This is a genomic window from Alteromonas sp. MmMcT2-5, assembly GCF_022348315.1.
In the GTDB taxonomy this organism is placed as follows: domain Bacteria; phylum Pseudomonadota; class Gammaproteobacteria; order Enterobacterales; family Alteromonadaceae; genus Alteromonas; species Alteromonas macleodii.
Genome location: NZ_JAKRFB010000018.1, coordinates 1 through 15,672, shown reverse-complemented (window position 1 = coordinate 15,672; position 15,672 = coordinate 1). Strand labels below are relative to the sequence as shown.

Genomic DNA, 15,672 nt, shown 5'->3' with positions numbered 1-15,672 from the left:
AAATGTGTATTGGCTCAAAGGGTATAGCTTTAACACCCAACAAATAGAAACAGTTATCATTTGCATTATTATTATAACTGTTCTAGTGTGTATACAGGAGGTCGCGACAATGCAAATAAACTATCTATGCCCTAAACACGCAGATTGGGTTTACAACAACCCAGAACAGGCCCTACACGTAATGGCGCGCGATGAAATGCAAGGCACAATGCTTATGCAAAGCGGTCAGTTCAGTGAAGCAATTCCATACCTTGGCTGTGCGTTTGATATCGCCGTTATTCTGCTTGAGGTAGACGGCGGTGAGAACAGCGCAATGACAGCTAAGATTATGGGCTTAACAAGCTTGCTTGAAGAGACATACTTTCATCTGAAACTGCCTCACCACCGAAACGCCATTGTCGACAGAGCTCATACTGTCATCAGCGCCTCGAACAACATCGTGAACAGCAATGTACCACTGCGCTTCGCCGTGTAGTTGCACCGATACTTATGCGCCTAACTACTTCACCTTACTTTTACTAACGCTTTAGGAGAATTCATGAAAGTTAACCTTAAACGCTCAGCTCTAATGCTATACGCCGCTGTATTTAGTTCAGGCGCATTCGCTCATGCAGGACACGATCATGAACACTGGACTAGCGGTGTTATGCATGCTCTGTTTTACGCGTCGCTTGTAGGCTGTGCAGCTGCGTGTGGCTTTGCGGCTTACAAATACTTCAACGCTAAAAAGCGCTCAGCAAAGTAAGGGGGTACAAATTATGATTCATCAATTACTCTCAAAACTTCATGCCGTTAGCCCCTTCCCTGCGGTTAGCGCACATTGCGACATTCCTTGCAAAATTTACGATCCGTTTTCGGCGCAGTTGGCTGCGTTGAGTGTTATTCGCTTCGTAGACCTACTTAACGAACTGGCCGAAAAAGAGACACTTACGTTCGCAGATCAAGCGCAAATGAGCCGCCTAGTAGCAGAAAAGGAAACCCATGCTGAGAAAGTAAAGCAAGAAGTCAGGGTAATATGGGGCGATTACTTTAAAGCCCCTCAGTTTGAGAAGTTTCCAGACACTAACGAGCTTGTACATAAAATCATGCTGGCCGGTTCTGGGTGTAAGCAACACGTCAGCAGAGAAAAAGCTGAAGAGCTGCTTTCGTTAGTGAATGAATTTGCCGAGCGTTTTTGGGCAACCAAAGATGTCGCAACCAAAAAAGCAACGTGCCCCTATCCACCTTCTGAAGAAGTGGTTTATCCCGACCTCTAAATGTTTAAAATTATGCGGGTCACGGGGAGCAGCATGTTGCCTTCTCTAAACGACGGTGATTTTGTCTGTGCAATGAGATGGCCTTTTAGGTGGCTGCGTAGCGGGCAAATCGTGGTTGTTAAAAGCAGCACTTACGGCGTAATTATCAAAAGGGTAGACCATGTTAACACCGACGGAACGTTTACCTTAACGGGCGATAACAAGGCCCACTCTGTAAGCCAAGAGGCCATGGGTAAGTTTACTCGCGCTCAATTGCTGGGAAAGGTTATCTATCATACCAATGAGTAAGCCAGCACGATGAGGGTGCATTAGCCTAACCGCGTTACTTACAAAAAAGCTCGCACGTTGTCTTTGCAACGATGCGAGCTTTTTGTTGTTCTAATTTGCTTTAGAGCACTGGTTATCAGTAATTGTTTCGCAATTGACTGTCACTCAGCGATTGTTTCTCAACGACTGTTTCTCAGCGATTGTTTCTCAACGACGATACTCAACTTCCACGTCGTAATCGTCTTCGTCCCAGTCGTCGTCATCTAGGTCATCTTCAAACTCATCATGAGCTTCAAGTGTATTCTTGTGGTAAGTGTCCCACTTGAATTCTACTTCTTTCTTCTCTTCTTCCTCTTCCAGTTCAGCTGGAAGAGTTTCAATGAAGTCCATAATGTCGTTACACAAAGGATCTAGGTTCATCTTTTGGAACGCAGAGATTTGATAAACTGGGCCTTCCCAACCCAACGCATCGATCACGTGCTGACAGCGTTCTTCAGCTTCTTCTTCAAGTAGTAAATCGACTTTATTAAATACTAACCAACGAGGCTTTTCTGCCAATTTAGGGCTGTATTTTTCAAGCTCTTCAATGATCGCTTTTGCGTGCTCGGCAGGATCGGTTTCATCAACAGGGAAAATATCTACCACGTGAAGCAAGATACGACAGCGCTCTAAGTGTTTTAAGAAGCGTATACCTAGGCCAGCACCATCGGCAGCACCTTCTATCAAACCAGGAATATCCGCAACAACGAAGCTTCGCTGTGAATCTTGACGAACCACCCCTAAGTTAGGCACAAGGGTTGTAAACGGATAATCAGCCACTTTAGGCTTAGCTGCTGATACAGAGCGGATAAAGGTTGATTTACCTGCGTTAGGCATACCAAGTAAGCCAACATCGGCTAGAAGCATAAGCTCTAGCTTAAGGTTACGAATTTCACCTGGTGTACCATTGGTCTTTTGACGTGGGGCACGGTTCGTACTGCTTTTAAAGCGGGCATTACCTAAACCGTGAAAACCACCTTGTGCCACTTTAAGCTTTTGACCATGACGAGTCAGGTCACCTAATACTTCGCCAGTATCACTATCAGTAGCACGCGTGCCAACAGGCACCATTACGGTGAGGTCTTTACCTTTCTTACCGATACAGTTGCCGCCTTGACCATTTTGGCCACGCTCAGCACGGTGAAAGCGCTCAAAGCGATAATCGATCAATGTATTTAGGTTTTCATCGGCCTGTAAAAATACACTGCCGCCGTCACCACCGTCGCCACCGTCTGGGCCACCTTTAGGTACGTATTTTTCCCTTCTAAAGCCAATTGTACCGTTGCCGCCGTCACCGGCTTCAACGCGAATTTCAGCTTCATCTACAAATTTCATTTATCACTCCGGGCTGTAATGCCGTGGGTTATTAACTTATTTAATGCGAATACTAAGTTTACACCAAATTGCGCATCGGCGCTTTTGAGTCTACTCAGCATTCTAAAAAATTGAGAAGTAAAACCTTGCTCAGCGCTAATTCATTTTCAGAATATAATTGCTATTAATTAAGAACAGAAAAAGAAAGAAAGGTTTCACAAAACAAAAAACCCCGCAAGCGCGGGGTTTTTCTAAGCCTGTTCGGCGAGAAGCTTACGCGCTTACTCAGCTACGATGCTTACAAATTTACGGTTCTTCGGTCCTTTAACGTCGAACTGAACTTTACCGTCTTTTAGTGCAAACAACGTGTGGTCTTTACCGATACCCATGTTGTCACCAGCGTGGAAACGAGTACCACGTTGACGAACAATGATGTTACCAGCAAGAACAGATTCACCACCAAAGCGTTTAACACCTAGGCGTTTACTTTCTGAATCACGACCGTTTTTGGTACTACCACCAGCTTTTTTGTGTGCCATGTGTTCGTGCTCCTATTATGCGTTGATACCAGTGATTTTCACTTCTGTGAACCACTGACGGTGACCCGCTTGCTTACGAGAGTGCTTACGACGACGGAACTTAACGATTTTTACTTTATCGCCACGACCGTGTGTAACAACCTCAGCAGTCACCTTACCACCAGCAACGATTGGTGTGCCGATTTTTACGTCGTCACCGTTGCTTACCATTAAAACTTTGTCAAATTCAACCGTTTCGCCTGGGGCTACTTCGATTTTTTCAAGACGAACGGTTTGGCCTTCGGCCACACGGTGTTGTTTACCGCCACTTTGGAAAACCGCGTACATAGTTAACTCCGCTCTGCGTCCACTGACGCTTCAATTCAAAAAACAGGGCGCGAATTGTACGTGAAACATCCGTAAATCACAACCCCGATTCGCAGAAAAATAGATTATTTTTCCAACATGGGGCGAATTATGCCCCAATTGCGTATTTGATGCAGCTTCAAATGCCCAAAAACCGTTAAAAATTCACAATTTTTTTTGAAAAAACAGTAAAAATTTTTAGGTCGTATTAAATCAAAATGGAAATATTGATAGGTTAAATTACATAGAAATGCGATCCAAACAGCGCAAGATCACGCGAGCGAGATCGGCAAACGATCCCCAAATATGCATTGCGATCAGACTGCGATCCAGCTGTTGGATCCCACGAATAGGATCGTTTTTACGATTACTACTTCCCCACTTTGTATCTGTGACTTGGGGCAATGCTACTCCCCTAATTGAGAAACAAAGTTGCTCTTAAACACTTCGTTTTCTTCATACAAACGTCAAAAAATAGCGACTTAACAGGAAAAATTATCGAGAGCACCTATAATTGCATGTGATCGCATGATTAAGGGGGCTTACGTGCGGCAAACCGCTAAACACAGAACAGAATTTATATGAAGAACGCAGCCCCACCTTTTTCACATCTGGTTTAACCGTATTTGAGGAATTACACGTAAATGCGTTAAGCCGTCATTTTTTAAGACAATTTGGTGGATAGTACAGATGATTAAGGTACAATCGCCACCAATAATTGCCCAAGACGTAAGAGTAAGTATTTATTGCCATGCCTATGGATATAGATCAAATCCGCGCCCTGTCTAATGATGATATGCAGGCGGTCAACCAGCTGATTCAACAACAAGTCGACTCTGATGTTGCCCTAATTAATCAGCTTGGTTTTTACATTGTAAACAGTGGCGGCAAACGATTACGCCCACTTCTTACCGTGTTAAGTGCGCGGGCTATGGGAATAGACAACAACGATCACCATACCCTTGCGGCGATTGTTGAATTTATTCATACCGCTACCCTATTGCACGACGATGTGGTTGACGAATCGACCATGCGCAGAGGGCGGGAAACGGCCAATGCCATTTTTGGCAATCAGGCATCAGTATTAGTGGGTGACTTTCTTTACACCCGTTCTTTCCAAATGATGGTGAGCCTTAAACGCATGCGCGTCATGGAGATACTGTCTGAAGCCACAAACCAAATTGCTGAAGGTGAAGTGTTACAGCTGATGAACTGTAACGATCCCAGCACTACAGAAGCTCGTTACTTTGATGTTATTTACGGTAAAACGGCGCGTTTGTTTGAAGCTGCTACGCAGTTAGCGGCTGTGCTGACCGACCAAAATGAGCACATTGAACACGCTATGCAAGAATACGGTAAGCACCTAGGCACAGCCTTTCAGCTAGCTGACGATATACTTGACTACATGGCTGACAGCGAAGAAATGGGCAAGAATGCGGGCGACGACTTAGCTGAAGGTAAGCCTACTCTGCCATTACTTTACGCTATGTGGCACGCAAGAAATGACGACGACAAAGCGCTTATTCAAGAAGCTATTGAACAAAGCAATGGCCTACCACACTTGACGCGGATTCAAGGCATTATGGAAGAAACCGGTGCTTTGGACTACACACGTGAATGTGCGCAAAAAGAAGTACAAATGGCCATTAACAGCTTAAACGCTATTGAAGATTCTGAATATAAAGAGGCGTTAATCGCGCTGGCACATATTTCAATTGAGCGTACAAGCTAACTAGCAATAGATAACTAATTGTCGATAAGTGATATGAAAAGGCGTGTTGTAAGCAACACGCTTTTTTATTGGCAATTACCAATTACGAAAACTAGCTAATTATTAAAAAGCTAGCCTTCGAGCATGAAACCTATCATCCCCACTAAAAAACCAAGAATACCGCCAAGCGGAGGAAGCCAATGGTTTTCCATACGAATTTGCGGTGCAATATCCTGAAACACCGAATAGAGAATTCCACCTGCGGCAAACAGCATTATACCGCTCATTACAACGGGGAATTGCGCTAGATAATAAAAGCCTAACAAGCTAAACAAGGGGCCAAGTAGCGCCATTAATACAAAGATAATAATGAGTTTGGTGCTGCGCTGCTTGTTCTTTGGCAACATTTCCCTATACGCATTAAACCCTTCTGGTAAGTTTTGAACTGCAATCAGTAGCCCTAATAACATGGTACCTCCACCTAACGCTGCCGTAGTACCAAGTGCGATAGACTCAGGCACAAAATCACTGAGCATGGCGGCTAACTGGCTACCTGCGGTTTTCTTTTTCGCCAAGTAAATATCAAGGGCCATAAAAGCTAAAGCACCGCCTACGAAGCACATTATGGCCGCAAATACCGATACGTCTTTTATGCCTTCAGGTACAAGTACAAGGCCAACTGCCGATATTAGCGCTCCTGCTCCTAACGCTAAAATACCATGGCGTAACTCTTTTTCTAGCCACTTAGGCTGAATGCCTTGGTAAGTCGCTAAAATAGCGCCAGCAGGCATCGCTAAGCCTGCTACTGTTGCCATTATTAATAAACCTACAATATCGCCTTGTGGCATAACGACTCCTTCCTAATCATTGCTTGTACATCTTCCTATTGATTACTACACACAGCACCATTGGTTTACAAATAATACCAGTCCGCATAGATAATTACCCACTCAGCGAGAGTTAAAATGTTCGTAATCGCGACGTGTTACCGCAGGTATAGTGGTTCTACATCAAGGTGACACAACGAGGAGTACGAACATTTTAAAAGCGCGTAATGAAAAAGAGCAGCTTAAGGCTGCTCTTTGCATTTATAACGATGGGTTGTGTTGGCTATACACAAAAAGTCGATTAATTTAAGTCCAAATCTCGGGTCATGTTCTCGTTCTTATCGCGATGCACAATAATGTTGTCTTCAATGCGAATGCCACCAAACGGTTTGTATGCATCAATGGTATCCCAGTTAATGTACTTAGACGCAGGCGTCGCTTTGAGGTCGCGCAGTAGACTATCGATGAAGTACAGGCCCGGCTCAATAGTGAACACCTGACGGGCTTCTACCATACGCGTGCAGCGTAAGAACGGGTGATCATCAGGAGCAGGCTTAGGCGTGCCTCTGTCATCATTAACCAATCCGCCCACATCGTGTACCTGCAGCCCCAAGAAATGGCCAATGCCATGTGGGAAGAACGTGCGTGTAATGCCCATTTCCACAATCTCAGGTGGCGTTAAATTCACCATGCCGGTATCGTGAAGAATTTGCGCAATACCATCGTGGGCTAACAAGTGAATGTCAGTGTAAGCGACACCCGGCTTTAACGAATCGACTAAGGTCAGCGTTACCTTATCTACCGCTTGAATGAGGTCGCGGAACATCGCTGAATTATGAACACCTTCTTGAGCGTAAGTACGCGTAATATCTGCCGCATAGCCATGATAATTTGCACCCGCATCAATCAGAAACGAACGTGATTCTTTTGGCGCTACGGTATCACACTGCATGTAATGCAGAATTGAAGCATGCTCGTTAAGTGCCACAATACTGGTATATGGTACGTCGTTGTCACCTTGTCGGCTTGCTGCGGCATAGGCAAGATTGATATCAAATTCGCTTTTGCCTTCACGGAAGGCTTGCTCAGCGGCCTTATGGCCTGCCACCGCCAGCTTGTTAGCTTCACGCATGCAGTCAAGTTCATAGTCGGTTTTATAAGCACGTTGATAGTGCAAATAGTGCAACACGCGGTCTGGATTTACATTGTCAAAACCCAACGCTTTTGCCACTTCAATATATTCGCCTACATAGGCAAAACGGCTTTTATCGTAAGGCAGAAATTTCTCTACCGCATCGGCCTGTTGAAGTAGTTTAATGTCGAAGCTGTCAGTCCAAAAGTCATTTGGCTCTGGTGGCACTTTGTGCCAGAAATCTTCAGGGCGATAGAAAATAAGCGTAGGCTTGTCTACACCGTTTACCACCAGCCAACAGTTAGGGTTATCAATAACAGGCACCCATGCTTTGAACTGCGGGTTTACCTTAAATGGGTAGTGATTATCGTCCAAGAAAAGACGTTTGCCCTGCCCTGAGTGAATAACTAGTCCGTCTAGCCCTTCTCGCTGTAATGCTTCGCGAGTTCTAGCTTGAAGCTCTTCGATATGCTGTTGGTAGGTTGCTTTATGTTGCGACATAGCCCCTCTTATCTTTTTAGTCGTTAGTTAGCTACTAGTGTATCACGAGGCCAACATGACATGCATACTGGCTCAGACCGCTGTGCTGTTGTATACGTTAAGTTTCCCATACTGGTAAAATAATAACGTAATGAAAGGCGTACCCGTATACGCCTAACCTTTGATAGCTATCGCGGTGCTAATTGCAGTGTACCTGTTACCGGATGTGTACTTACTGCATCTGCCGATGGGATCATATCGCGGGTAAGTTGAGGGAAGATATTCTCGTTTCCACCTAACTGCTGGTCGTAAATATGCTGATACGCCATCACCGCCTTCACGTAAGCACGGGTTTCTTTGTAGGGAATATTCTCAATCCAAATATCCACGGGCAGCGCTTCATTAGCAGGTAACCATTCCAACACTTTGCGCCAACCAGCGTTATAAGATGCGGACACCAGCACAGGGTTATTGTTTAACTTGTCCATTAAATAACGCAGGTACTGCACGCCGTATTCAACGTTATCGTCTACCTGAAAAAGTGTGTTACGACTTACTTTCTCTTTTGCTACATAACGCGCTGTTCCCGGCATAAGCTGCATGAGTCCTGCCGCTCCCACCGAAGAGATAGCATCGCTTCTAAACGAACTTTCGCGGCGTGCAATAGCCATAGCCAGCGACTTTGAAATGCTGTATGCCTGCGACTTTTCGCTGAATACATCGTTAAAGGCCAGTGGGAATCGGCGCTCGACATCATCCCAATAGCCACTTCGCGCAAAACTGGTAATAGCTTGATCGTACAAGCCCCACTCATACGCCAAAATGCCCGCATCGGTCACTTTCGATTCGGGTAAATGTGACAGTAAATAAAACCACTCACGGCGCGCTTCTGTGGTTCTGTCTAACCTGAAAAATTCAACAGAGCGCATGGTGGCAGGGGTATTCGCCACACTGGCAATAGCTGCCGTGTCTCTTGGCGCTGGCGTGTGTGCGAGCGACGGAATTTCGCCTATGTGCGCACTTGCCATAAAGCCATAATAATGGCGTTCTTGAGAAAGCTCTTTATAAAGCACCGTAGCCTGCATAGTTTGACCAAGCGCTTCTAAAGCACGGGCTTTCCAATAGCGATAGTTTTCTTCTTGCTGCAAACTGGCAGGAGCGCTATCAATAACATTAACCACTTCCTGCCACTTTTTCGTGCGAAGCAAATGGGAAATATGCCAAAGCTTTACATCTTCACTGGTACCCTGCACATCAGCAAGTTCAAGCCAATGATGCGCTTGAGGAAGGCGGTCTAGCGTGTAGCTAAGCGCTATTGCTCTTCGCATAACGTGCTGCTGCGCTGTCGAGAACACGTTTTTGTCGTTGTAGCGGTTAAATACCGTGCCGGCTAAGTCAGGGTTTCGCCAAGCAAGTTTCTCGACCGCCCATACGATTACCTCAGCTTCATGCGATGCATTTTTTAGTGGAAAGAGCGCCGTTCTATTTACTCGGCTGGTGTCTCGGGTTACCGATAGCCACGCGTCAGCCAGGTATTGCTTATCACCGGGAAGTTGGCGCTTAAGATAAGAGATAATGCTTCGGTTATCTTCTTTCGCGGCAATCTCTATGCGCTTGATCACCATTTCGGGTGTCATCATGCCCGCTTTTTTCCACTTAGCAAAAAGCGGATCGCATTCATCCGGTTGCGACTGACCGTGAAGCCATAAAGCGTCGACTTCGGACAAAATAGCTTGTTCGCTTTCACCTTCTTTTAAACGGTAATTAAGCGCAATACAGGTTAGCCTTGCTCCCATGCCCGGGCGATAATTGTCTAAAAAAGTGCTGCGATAATCGTTCTTAGCAAGGTAATTAAGCCATTTATAACGCACACCGTAGCTTACCGGCTGACCATTGAAATCTTCTAGAAACTGCTTAACCTCGCGCTTTGTTCTTATTGACATCGTGCGCTCTAGCTTGAGTCTAAGTAGATAAGGATAAAGCGGATAATGCGCCAGTTCATAAATGTCGTTATCGAGGCGCTGAACGCTTCGCTTCGAATACGTTAACAGCTTTTTTTCAACTTCCAGATAACGAGCGCGATCCTTTTCGAAAATATCTTCGGGTAGTGTTAAAGGCTGTGTAGCCCATGCGCCGATAGAGAAAAATGAAGAGAGCGAGCAAACAAATGCCCCCACAACGGTGGCGAACAATTTATTGTTTTTTGTCAGCGAGCGCTGACCTAACCACGAACTAAAATAAAAACCAGACACAATAGAACTCCTACCCTGCTCTACACTCGAACGCTTATGAGCGCTGGCAAATTTGCCGAATCGAGCTGATTGTAAAATGTTGCTGAAAAAGCAGCATTGCGACTGATCCACTACGTTCGTTTGATAAACGAAGGGAAAATTTCAGCCTGGCTCCTTGCCAAAGAAGATGTTGTGCCAGCTGTCGTTAGCTATGCTTTACACACATAGTTGACATGATTGTAGATTATTCTTTTGCTGGATTGGCGCTTTGCGTCAATAACGCTCATTATACAACCACCAATGGCGAAATGAAGCTTGAATTCGATATTTACACTTGAATTTAAGTCATCCGACCACTACCTTAGACAAATTGAAACGCTTGTTTGATTTTTTGTTGAAATTTTGTGTGGCTTTGTAAAGAATCTAGCCACCCTAACGCGTTAGTGAATGCATACGACCCTACAAATTAGTTGGATTACTTCACTAACATCCTGGCCAATGCCGAAGGAGATGATAATGATATACACAGGCAAAAGTCTTTCCGTCAGCCTGTTAGAAGACGGCTTTGCTGAGCTGGTATTCGACGCCCAAGGTTCAGTAAACAAGTTCGACCGCCAAACGGTGAGTGAACTTGACGAAGCAACTCAAGCCCTACTTGCTAAAGGCGATGTTAAAGGCTTAGTAGTACGCAGTGCGAAATCTGCATTTATCGTGGGTGCTGATATCACCGAGTTCACTGGTTTATTCGCCATGGACGATGCAGAAGTACTACAGTGGGTTGCCAATACATCACAAGTATTCGACCGCTTCGAAGACCTACCTTTCCCTACCATCGCTGCAGTTAACGGCTTCGCTCTAGGTGGCGGCTGTGAAATGGCATTGGCGTGTGACATGCGTATTGCAGACACTACTGCTTCAATTGGTTTACCAGAAGTTAAACTAGGCCTAATGCCTGGTTTTGGTGGTACGGTTCGTCTACCTCGCCTTATTGGTTCAGACAACGCCCTTGAGTGGATGACCACTGGCCGCGACAGAAAAGGCGCGAAAGCCCTTGCTGAAGGCGCAGTTGATGCCGTTGTAGCACCAGAAGCACTTGTTGAAGGTGCGCTTTCAATGGTGAAAGACGCCGCTGACGGTAAATTTGACTGGCAAGCGCGTCGTGCGGTTAAGAAAGCCCCACTACAGCTAAATAAAAACGAAGCCATGATGAGCTTCAGTACTGCTCAAGCTATGGTATTTGCGCAAGCTGGCAAACACTACCCAGCACCGCACAAAATGGTTGAGACTGTTCAAAAAGCAGCGGGCCTAGACCGTGAAGGTGCACTTAAGCTTGAAAATGAAGGCTTTGTAGCGTTAGCGAAAACAGACGCTGCGAAAGCGCAGATTGGTATTTTCCTTGCCGACCAACTAGTTAAGAGCAAAGGTAAGAAGCAAGCGAAAGCAAGCACAAAAGAAACCAAGCTTAATGCTGTGCTAGGCGCAGGCATCATGGGCGGCGGTATCGCATACCAAAGCGCTGTGAAAGGCACGCCAGTTATCATGAAAGACATTAATCAAGGTGCACTAGACCTTGGCCTTTCTGAAGCAGCGAAAATTCTTGGTAAAGGCATGCAGCGCGGTAAAGTAGACGCGACTAAAATGGCGCAAACACTTAACGCTATCACGCCTACCCTTGAGTACAGCACACTTAAAGATGCAGACCTTGTTATTGAAGCGGTTGTAGAAAACCCGAAAGTAAAAGGTATTGTACTAAAAGAAGTTGAAGAGAGCGTAGCTGACGACGCTATCATCTGTTCAAACACCTCTACTATCTCTATCAACCAGCTAGCTGAAAGCCTAGACAAGCCAGAGCGCTTCTGTGGTATGCACTTCTTTAACCCAGTGCACCGCATGCCGCTTGTTGAAATTATTCGTGGCGAAAAAACCTCTGAAGAAACCATCAATGCAGTAGTAGCCGCTACCCTTAAAATGGGCAAAACCCCAATTGTGGTTAACGACTGCCCAGGGTTCTTGGTAAACCGCGTATTGTTCCCATACTTTGCGGGCTTCAGTAAGCTACTTATCGACGGCGCTGACTTTGTAGCGGTTGATAAGGTAATGGAAAAAATCTTCGGCTGGCCAATGGGCCCAGCATACCTAATGGACGTTGTAGGTATCGACACTGGCGATCACGCAGCAGACGTAATGGCAGCGGGAATTCCAGAGCGTATGGCACGTCTGGACAATGACCCGGTAACACTGTTCTACAAAGAAGAGCGTTTAGGTCAGAAGAACGGTAAAGGTTTCTACAACTACGGTGTTGATAAGCGCGGCAAGCCGTCTAAAACACCTGCTGAAGAAGCATATGCCCTAATGGCGCCACACGTAGCTGAGAAGACAGACTTTGAAGCTGACGACATTATTGCACGCCTTATGATCCCTATGGCAAACGAAGCAATTCGCTGCCTAGAAGAAGGCATTGTAGATAGCGCAGCTGAAGCAGATATGGCGCTACTTTACGGCTTAGGTTTCCCTCCATTCCGCGGTGGTATTTTCCGTTGGATTGAAACCATTGGCTTGGCGAACTTTGTTGCTATGGCAGACAAGTACGCTGAACTTGGTCCTATTTATCAGATCTCAGACGGCGTTCGTGAAATGGCCGCTTCTGGTAAATCCTATTTCGCATAAGACCCGGAGGAAAAACTAATGAAAGAAGTGGTCGTAATCGATTGCGTACGTACCCCTATGGGTCGTTCAAAAAACGGTGTTTTCAGAAATGTGCGTGCAGAAGACTTATCTGCTGCGCTAATGACCGCGCTACTAGAGCGTAACCCTGGCGTAAACCCAGCGGAAATTGAAGACATCATTTGGGGCTGTGTTCAGCAAACTAAAGAACAAGGCTTCAACGTTGCACGTAACGCGCAACTACTCACAAAAATTCCACGCACAACAGGCGCGGTAACGGTAAACCGTTTATGTGGTTCATCAATGCAAGCCCTTCACGATGCAACAAGCGGCATCATGAGCGGCCGTGGTGACATTTACATGATTGGTGGTGTTGAGCACATGGGTCACGTACCGATGAACTACAACATCGACTTCCACCCTGGTCTTGCTAAGTACACGGCGAAAGCGTCGGGTATGATGGGTATGACAGCCGAGCTACTTGGCCGTCAAAACGGTATTACTCGTGAGCAACAAGACGCATTCGGTGCGCGTTCGCACCAGCTAGCGCACAAAGCACACCTTGAAGGCCGCTGGGCTAACGAGATTGTGCCTGTTGAAGGTCACGATGCAAACGGCGTGTTAAAGTTAATTGACTACGATGAAGTAGTACGCCCAGAAAGCACGGCTGAAAGCATGGCGGCACTTCGCCCAGTGTTCGACCCAGTAAACGGTACTGTTACTGCGGGTACATCTTCGGCGCTGTCTGACGGTGCATCAGGTATGCTACTTATGTCGGCAGACCGTGCAAAAGAGCTTGGCCTAACGCCACGTGCGAAAATTCGTGCAATGGCTGTGGCTGGTTGTGATGCGGCAATTATGGGTTACGGCCCAGTGCCAGCTACACAAAAAGCGCTTAAGCGCGCTGGCCTTACTATGGACGATATTGAACTTGCTGAGTTTAACGAAGCGTTCGCGGCACAGGCGCTATCGTGCATTAAGCAACTAGGTTGGATGGACCACCTAGATACTAAGATTAACCTTAACGGTGGTGCTATTGCACTTGGTCACCCACTAGGTTGTTCTGGTTCACGTATCTCGGGTACGCTTATCAACCTAATGGAATCACAAGACGTAAGCCTAGGCTTAGCGACTATGTGTATTGGTTTAGGCCAAGGTATTGCTACCGTATTTGAGCGTGTATAAGCGTTTAAATAAGCACTTTTGAAGCTAAATTTAAAAAAGGGCCTTCGGGCTCTTTTTTGTTGAGTGTAATTACTTTAAAGATTACTTCAAAATACGAGATAAAGGACTTACCACCCCCTGCGCACCTTGCTGAAGCACGTGAGTATAAATTTGCGTGGTCTTTACGTCTGAATGACCTAACTGTGTTTGCACCGTTCTAATATCAGCGCCCGATTGCAGCAAATGGGTTGCAAAAGAGTGGCGCAGTGTATGAGGCGTAACTTTCTTTTTAATGTCACAAGTTTTTGCCGTGTTTCGTATTGCTTTTTGTATACTCGATTCATCAATATGATGTCGTCGCACTCTATTGCTTTCAGGATCGACAGATAATCGAGAAGAAGGAAATAAATAATGCCAGCCTAACTCTCTGGGCGCGTTTTTGTATTTCAAACGTAATCGGTGAGGTAGATAAACGCCTGCGTACTTTGGATTTTCTAAATCAGCCACCAAGAAGTTTTCTACCATAGCGATTTGTCGTGTAAGACTTGGTTTTAATTCCGCAGCCAACGTTACAATGCGATGCTTACCGCCTTTCCCATCCCAAATGCGAATAGCGTTGTAGTCAAAATCAATGTCTTTAACTCGTAGCCTAACCGCTTCCATTAGCCGCAAACCTCTTCCGTACAATAAAGATATTGGTAACTTTAGGTTGGCAGGAATTTGCTCAAAAAGAGAAACGACCTCTTCCTGCGTTAATACAACTGGAAGCTTGGCTTGCCTACGACTTGAAACAAAGTTGAGTTCGCATGAAAGTGGGCGCTCTAATATATCGCGATATAAGAACGCCAATGCATTTAACGCACTCGCCTGAGTGGCCGGAGCCACATTTTTAGCGTTAACTAGGTGAGACAGAAACACTTCAACTTCTTTGTCTCCCACTTCAGAAGGGTGTCTATTATTGTTAAAGCGAATAAAGCTAATTATCCATTTACTGTAAAGCTCTATGGAGCGCTTCGCATAGCGACGGTTTTGCATGTGCTCTATCACCATTTGCATGAACATTGATTTCATTTTTTTGAATTTAATTACTGTAAATAAAAACAGAATTGCGGTTTTTGACTCGTCCGTAAAATAAAAAGGAGAGATTCCGTACTTAAGTACGGTGTTTTCAGATACTAAGTGTAGGTTATTGATGGAAGTGTATTTACGTGCGAAAGTGATAAAACTATAAATGTGATATATGGAAACTATCCACTTTGCATAAAGGATCTTTTCCTTACACTAAATTGTTAGGTTTTCATTCATGCCTATTAAAATATCTGATCATTTAAACAAAGATGACAATGGTAAAAGTACAGTTATCGCGTGGCTTTTACCAGACAACTGGCGTCTTCCAGATCAGATGAAAGCGTTTGAGAGTTGGTTGCAAGAAAATAGAAGTTTAGCCCCAAGTGAGTATTCAGCAGATATTGGCTTCTCCCCAAGGGAAGACGCATTGGGTGGTGGAGGTAAAGTGTCTATTGAATCCATGGAAATCATGCTTCGTTTAGGACTGGAGCTCTATTTATCAGAGTATCCAGAGGACTAGGATGTTTAACCACAAACCTAATCGGGTAGCCGGAGGTATCTAGCCTCCAGCCCCCACAACACCCTGCATGCGGCTCCGCACAGGGCGTTTCATTTAGGATAGTGAAGCGCAATCC

The 15,672-nt window shown here is 45.5% G+C and carries 15 protein-coding genes; 8 read left to right on the top strand and 7 right to left on the bottom strand.

Translation table 11 applies throughout. The annotated features are described in order from the left end of the window. Positions 1-109 precede the first annotated feature (109 nt). The 4 genes from MHN09_RS09625 (at position 110) to MHN09_RS09610 (ending at position 1,544) form a co-directional block, all read left to right on the top strand. On the top strand, positions 110-475 hold the full coding sequence (locus MHN09_RS09625; protein WP_039224426.1) for a hypothetical protein: 366 nt from the start codon (positions 110-112) through the stop codon (positions 473-475). A 63-nt stretch (positions 476-538) separates the two neighbouring features. After that, entirely contained in the window at positions 539-745 is a 207-nt protein-coding gene (locus tag MHN09_RS09620; RefSeq protein WP_014978232.1) for a hypothetical protein, read from the top strand. A 13-nt stretch (positions 746-758) separates the two neighbouring features. After that, positions 759-1,256 carry a superoxide dismutase, Ni gene (gene sodN / locus MHN09_RS09615; protein ID WP_014948153.1) on the top strand — a complete coding sequence of 166 codons (498 nt, stop codon included), beginning with the start codon at positions 759-761 and terminating at the stop codon, positions 1,254-1,256. After that, a complete protein-coding gene (locus tag MHN09_RS09610; RefSeq protein WP_272492284.1) occupies positions 1,257-1,544 on the top strand; it encodes a S24/S26 family peptidase in 288 nt (95 codons plus the stop codon). A gap of 186 nt (positions 1,545-1,730) precedes the next feature. Here the strand turns inward: MHN09_RS09610 and cgtA are convergent, their stop codons facing one another. From cgtA to rplU, 3 genes are all read right to left on the bottom strand, one after another. Beyond that, entirely contained in the window at positions 1,731-2,897 is a 1,167-nt protein-coding gene (cgtA, locus tag MHN09_RS09605) for an Obg family GTPase CgtA (RefSeq protein ID WP_014948151.1), read from the bottom strand. Positions 2,898-3,157: 260 nt separating this feature from the next. Beyond that, the gene (gene rpmA, locus MHN09_RS09600) at positions 3,158-3,415 is read right to left on the bottom strand and encodes a 50S ribosomal protein L27 (protein ID WP_012517170.1); all 258 of its coding nucleotides are present in this window, start codon (positions 3,413-3,415) and stop codon (positions 3,158-3,160) included. Positions 3,416-3,430: 15 nt separating this feature from the next. Then, complete coding sequence (gene rplU / locus MHN09_RS09595; protein ID WP_012517169.1) at positions 3,431-3,742, bottom strand: 50S ribosomal protein L21; 312 nt, start codon at positions 3,740-3,742, stop codon at positions 3,431-3,433. A gap of 775 nt (positions 3,743-4,517) precedes the next feature. Between rplU and ispB the strand changes: the two genes are divergently transcribed. Further along, positions 4,518-5,492 carry an octaprenyl diphosphate synthase gene (gene ispB / locus MHN09_RS09590; protein ID WP_014948150.1) on the top strand — a complete coding sequence of 325 codons (975 nt, stop codon included), beginning with the start codon at positions 4,518-4,520 and terminating at the stop codon, positions 5,490-5,492. A gap of 110 nt (positions 5,493-5,602) precedes the next feature. Here the strand turns inward: ispB and MHN09_RS09585 are convergent, their stop codons facing one another. The 3 genes from MHN09_RS09585 to MHN09_RS09575 all read right to left on the bottom strand — a co-directional run bounded on the left by MHN09_RS09585 (position 5,603) and on the right by MHN09_RS09575 (position 10,162). Further along, positions 5,603-6,319: a divalent cation transporter gene (locus MHN09_RS09585; protein WP_014948149.1), complete on the bottom strand. Its 717-nt coding sequence runs from the start codon at positions 6,317-6,319 to the stop codon at positions 5,603-5,605. A 280-nt stretch (positions 6,320-6,599) separates the two neighbouring features. Continuing rightward, positions 6,600-7,931, bottom strand: coding sequence for a Xaa-Pro dipeptidase (pepQ, locus tag MHN09_RS09580; RefSeq protein WP_014948148.1), 1,332 nt, complete (start codon positions 7,929-7,931; stop codon positions 6,600-6,602). 167 nt (positions 7,932-8,098) lie between these two features. Further along, positions 8,099-10,162: a transglycosylase SLT domain-containing protein gene (locus tag MHN09_RS09575; protein ID WP_239240409.1), complete on the bottom strand. Its 2,064-nt coding sequence runs from the start codon at positions 10,160-10,162 to the stop codon at positions 8,099-8,101. Between the two features lie 495 nt (positions 10,163-10,657). On the opposite strand from MHN09_RS09575, the gene fadB reads away from it, so the two are divergent. After that, a complete protein-coding gene (gene fadB / locus MHN09_RS09570; RefSeq protein WP_239240407.1) occupies positions 10,658-12,808 on the top strand; it encodes a fatty acid oxidation complex subunit alpha FadB in 2,151 nt (716 codons plus the stop codon). 18 nt (positions 12,809-12,826) lie between these two features. After that, complete coding sequence (fadA, locus tag MHN09_RS09565; protein ID WP_069943690.1) at positions 12,827-13,990, top strand: acetyl-CoA C-acyltransferase FadA; 1,164 nt, start codon at positions 12,827-12,829, stop codon at positions 13,988-13,990. A gap of 81 nt (positions 13,991-14,071) precedes the next feature. Here fadA and MHN09_RS09560 read toward each other — a convergent pair whose 3' ends face one another. Continuing rightward, positions 14,072-15,040 (bottom strand): integron integrase, encoded by a 969-nt coding sequence (locus MHN09_RS09560; RefSeq protein ID WP_239240405.1) that lies wholly within the window; start codon positions 15,038-15,040, stop codon positions 14,072-14,074. Positions 15,041-15,272: 232 nt separating this feature from the next. On the opposite strand from MHN09_RS09560, the gene MHN09_RS09555 reads away from it, so the two are divergent. Beyond that, positions 15,273-15,557, top strand: a complete 285-nt coding sequence (locus tag MHN09_RS09555) for a hypothetical protein (RefSeq protein WP_039227908.1) — start codon at positions 15,273-15,275, stop codon at positions 15,555-15,557. The last annotated feature ends 115 nt before the right edge of the window (positions 15,558-15,672 follow it).

Coding starts and splice junctions, on each gene's coding strand:
- MHN09_RS09625 (WP_039224426.1), top strand. CDS start 110: ATGCAAATAAACTATCTATGCCCTAAACACGCAGATTGGGTTTACAAC.
- MHN09_RS09620 (WP_014978232.1), top strand. CDS start 539: ATGAAAGTTAACCTTAAACGCTCAGCTCTAATGCTATACGCCGCTGTA.
- sodN (WP_014948153.1), top strand. CDS start 759: ATGATTCATCAATTACTCTCAAAACTTCATGCCGTTAGCCCCTTCCCT.
- MHN09_RS09610 (WP_272492284.1), top strand. CDS start 1,257: ATGTTTAAAATTATGCGGGTCACGGGGAGCAGCATGTTGCCTTCTCTA.
- cgtA (WP_014948151.1), bottom strand. CDS start 2,897: ATGAAATTTGTAGATGAAGCTGAAATTCGCGTTGAAGCCGGTGACGGC.
- rpmA (WP_012517170.1), bottom strand. CDS start 3,415: ATGGCACACAAAAAAGCTGGTGGTAGTACCAAAAACGGTCGTGATTCA.
- rplU (WP_012517169.1), bottom strand. CDS start 3,742: ATGTACGCGGTTTTCCAAAGTGGCGGTAAACAACACCGTGTGGCCGAA.
- ispB (WP_014948150.1), top strand. CDS start 4,518: ATGGATATAGATCAAATCCGCGCCCTGTCTAATGATGATATGCAGGCG.
- MHN09_RS09585 (WP_014948149.1), bottom strand. CDS start 6,319: ATGCCACAAGGCGATATTGTAGGTTTATTAATAATGGCAACAGTAGCA.
- pepQ (WP_014948148.1), bottom strand. CDS start 7,931: ATGTCGCAACATAAAGCAACCTACCAACAGCATATCGAAGAGCTTCAA.
- fadB (WP_239240407.1), top strand. CDS start 10,658: ATGATATACACAGGCAAAAGTCTTTCCGTCAGCCTGTTAGAAGACGGC.
- fadA (WP_069943690.1), top strand. CDS start 12,827: ATGAAAGAAGTGGTCGTAATCGATTGCGTACGTACCCCTATGGGTCGT.
- MHN09_RS09560 (WP_239240405.1), bottom strand. CDS start 15,040: ATGAAATCAATGTTCATGCAAATGGTGATAGAGCACATGCAAAACCGT.
- MHN09_RS09555 (WP_039227908.1), top strand. CDS start 15,273: ATGCCTATTAAAATATCTGATCATTTAAACAAAGATGACAATGGTAAA.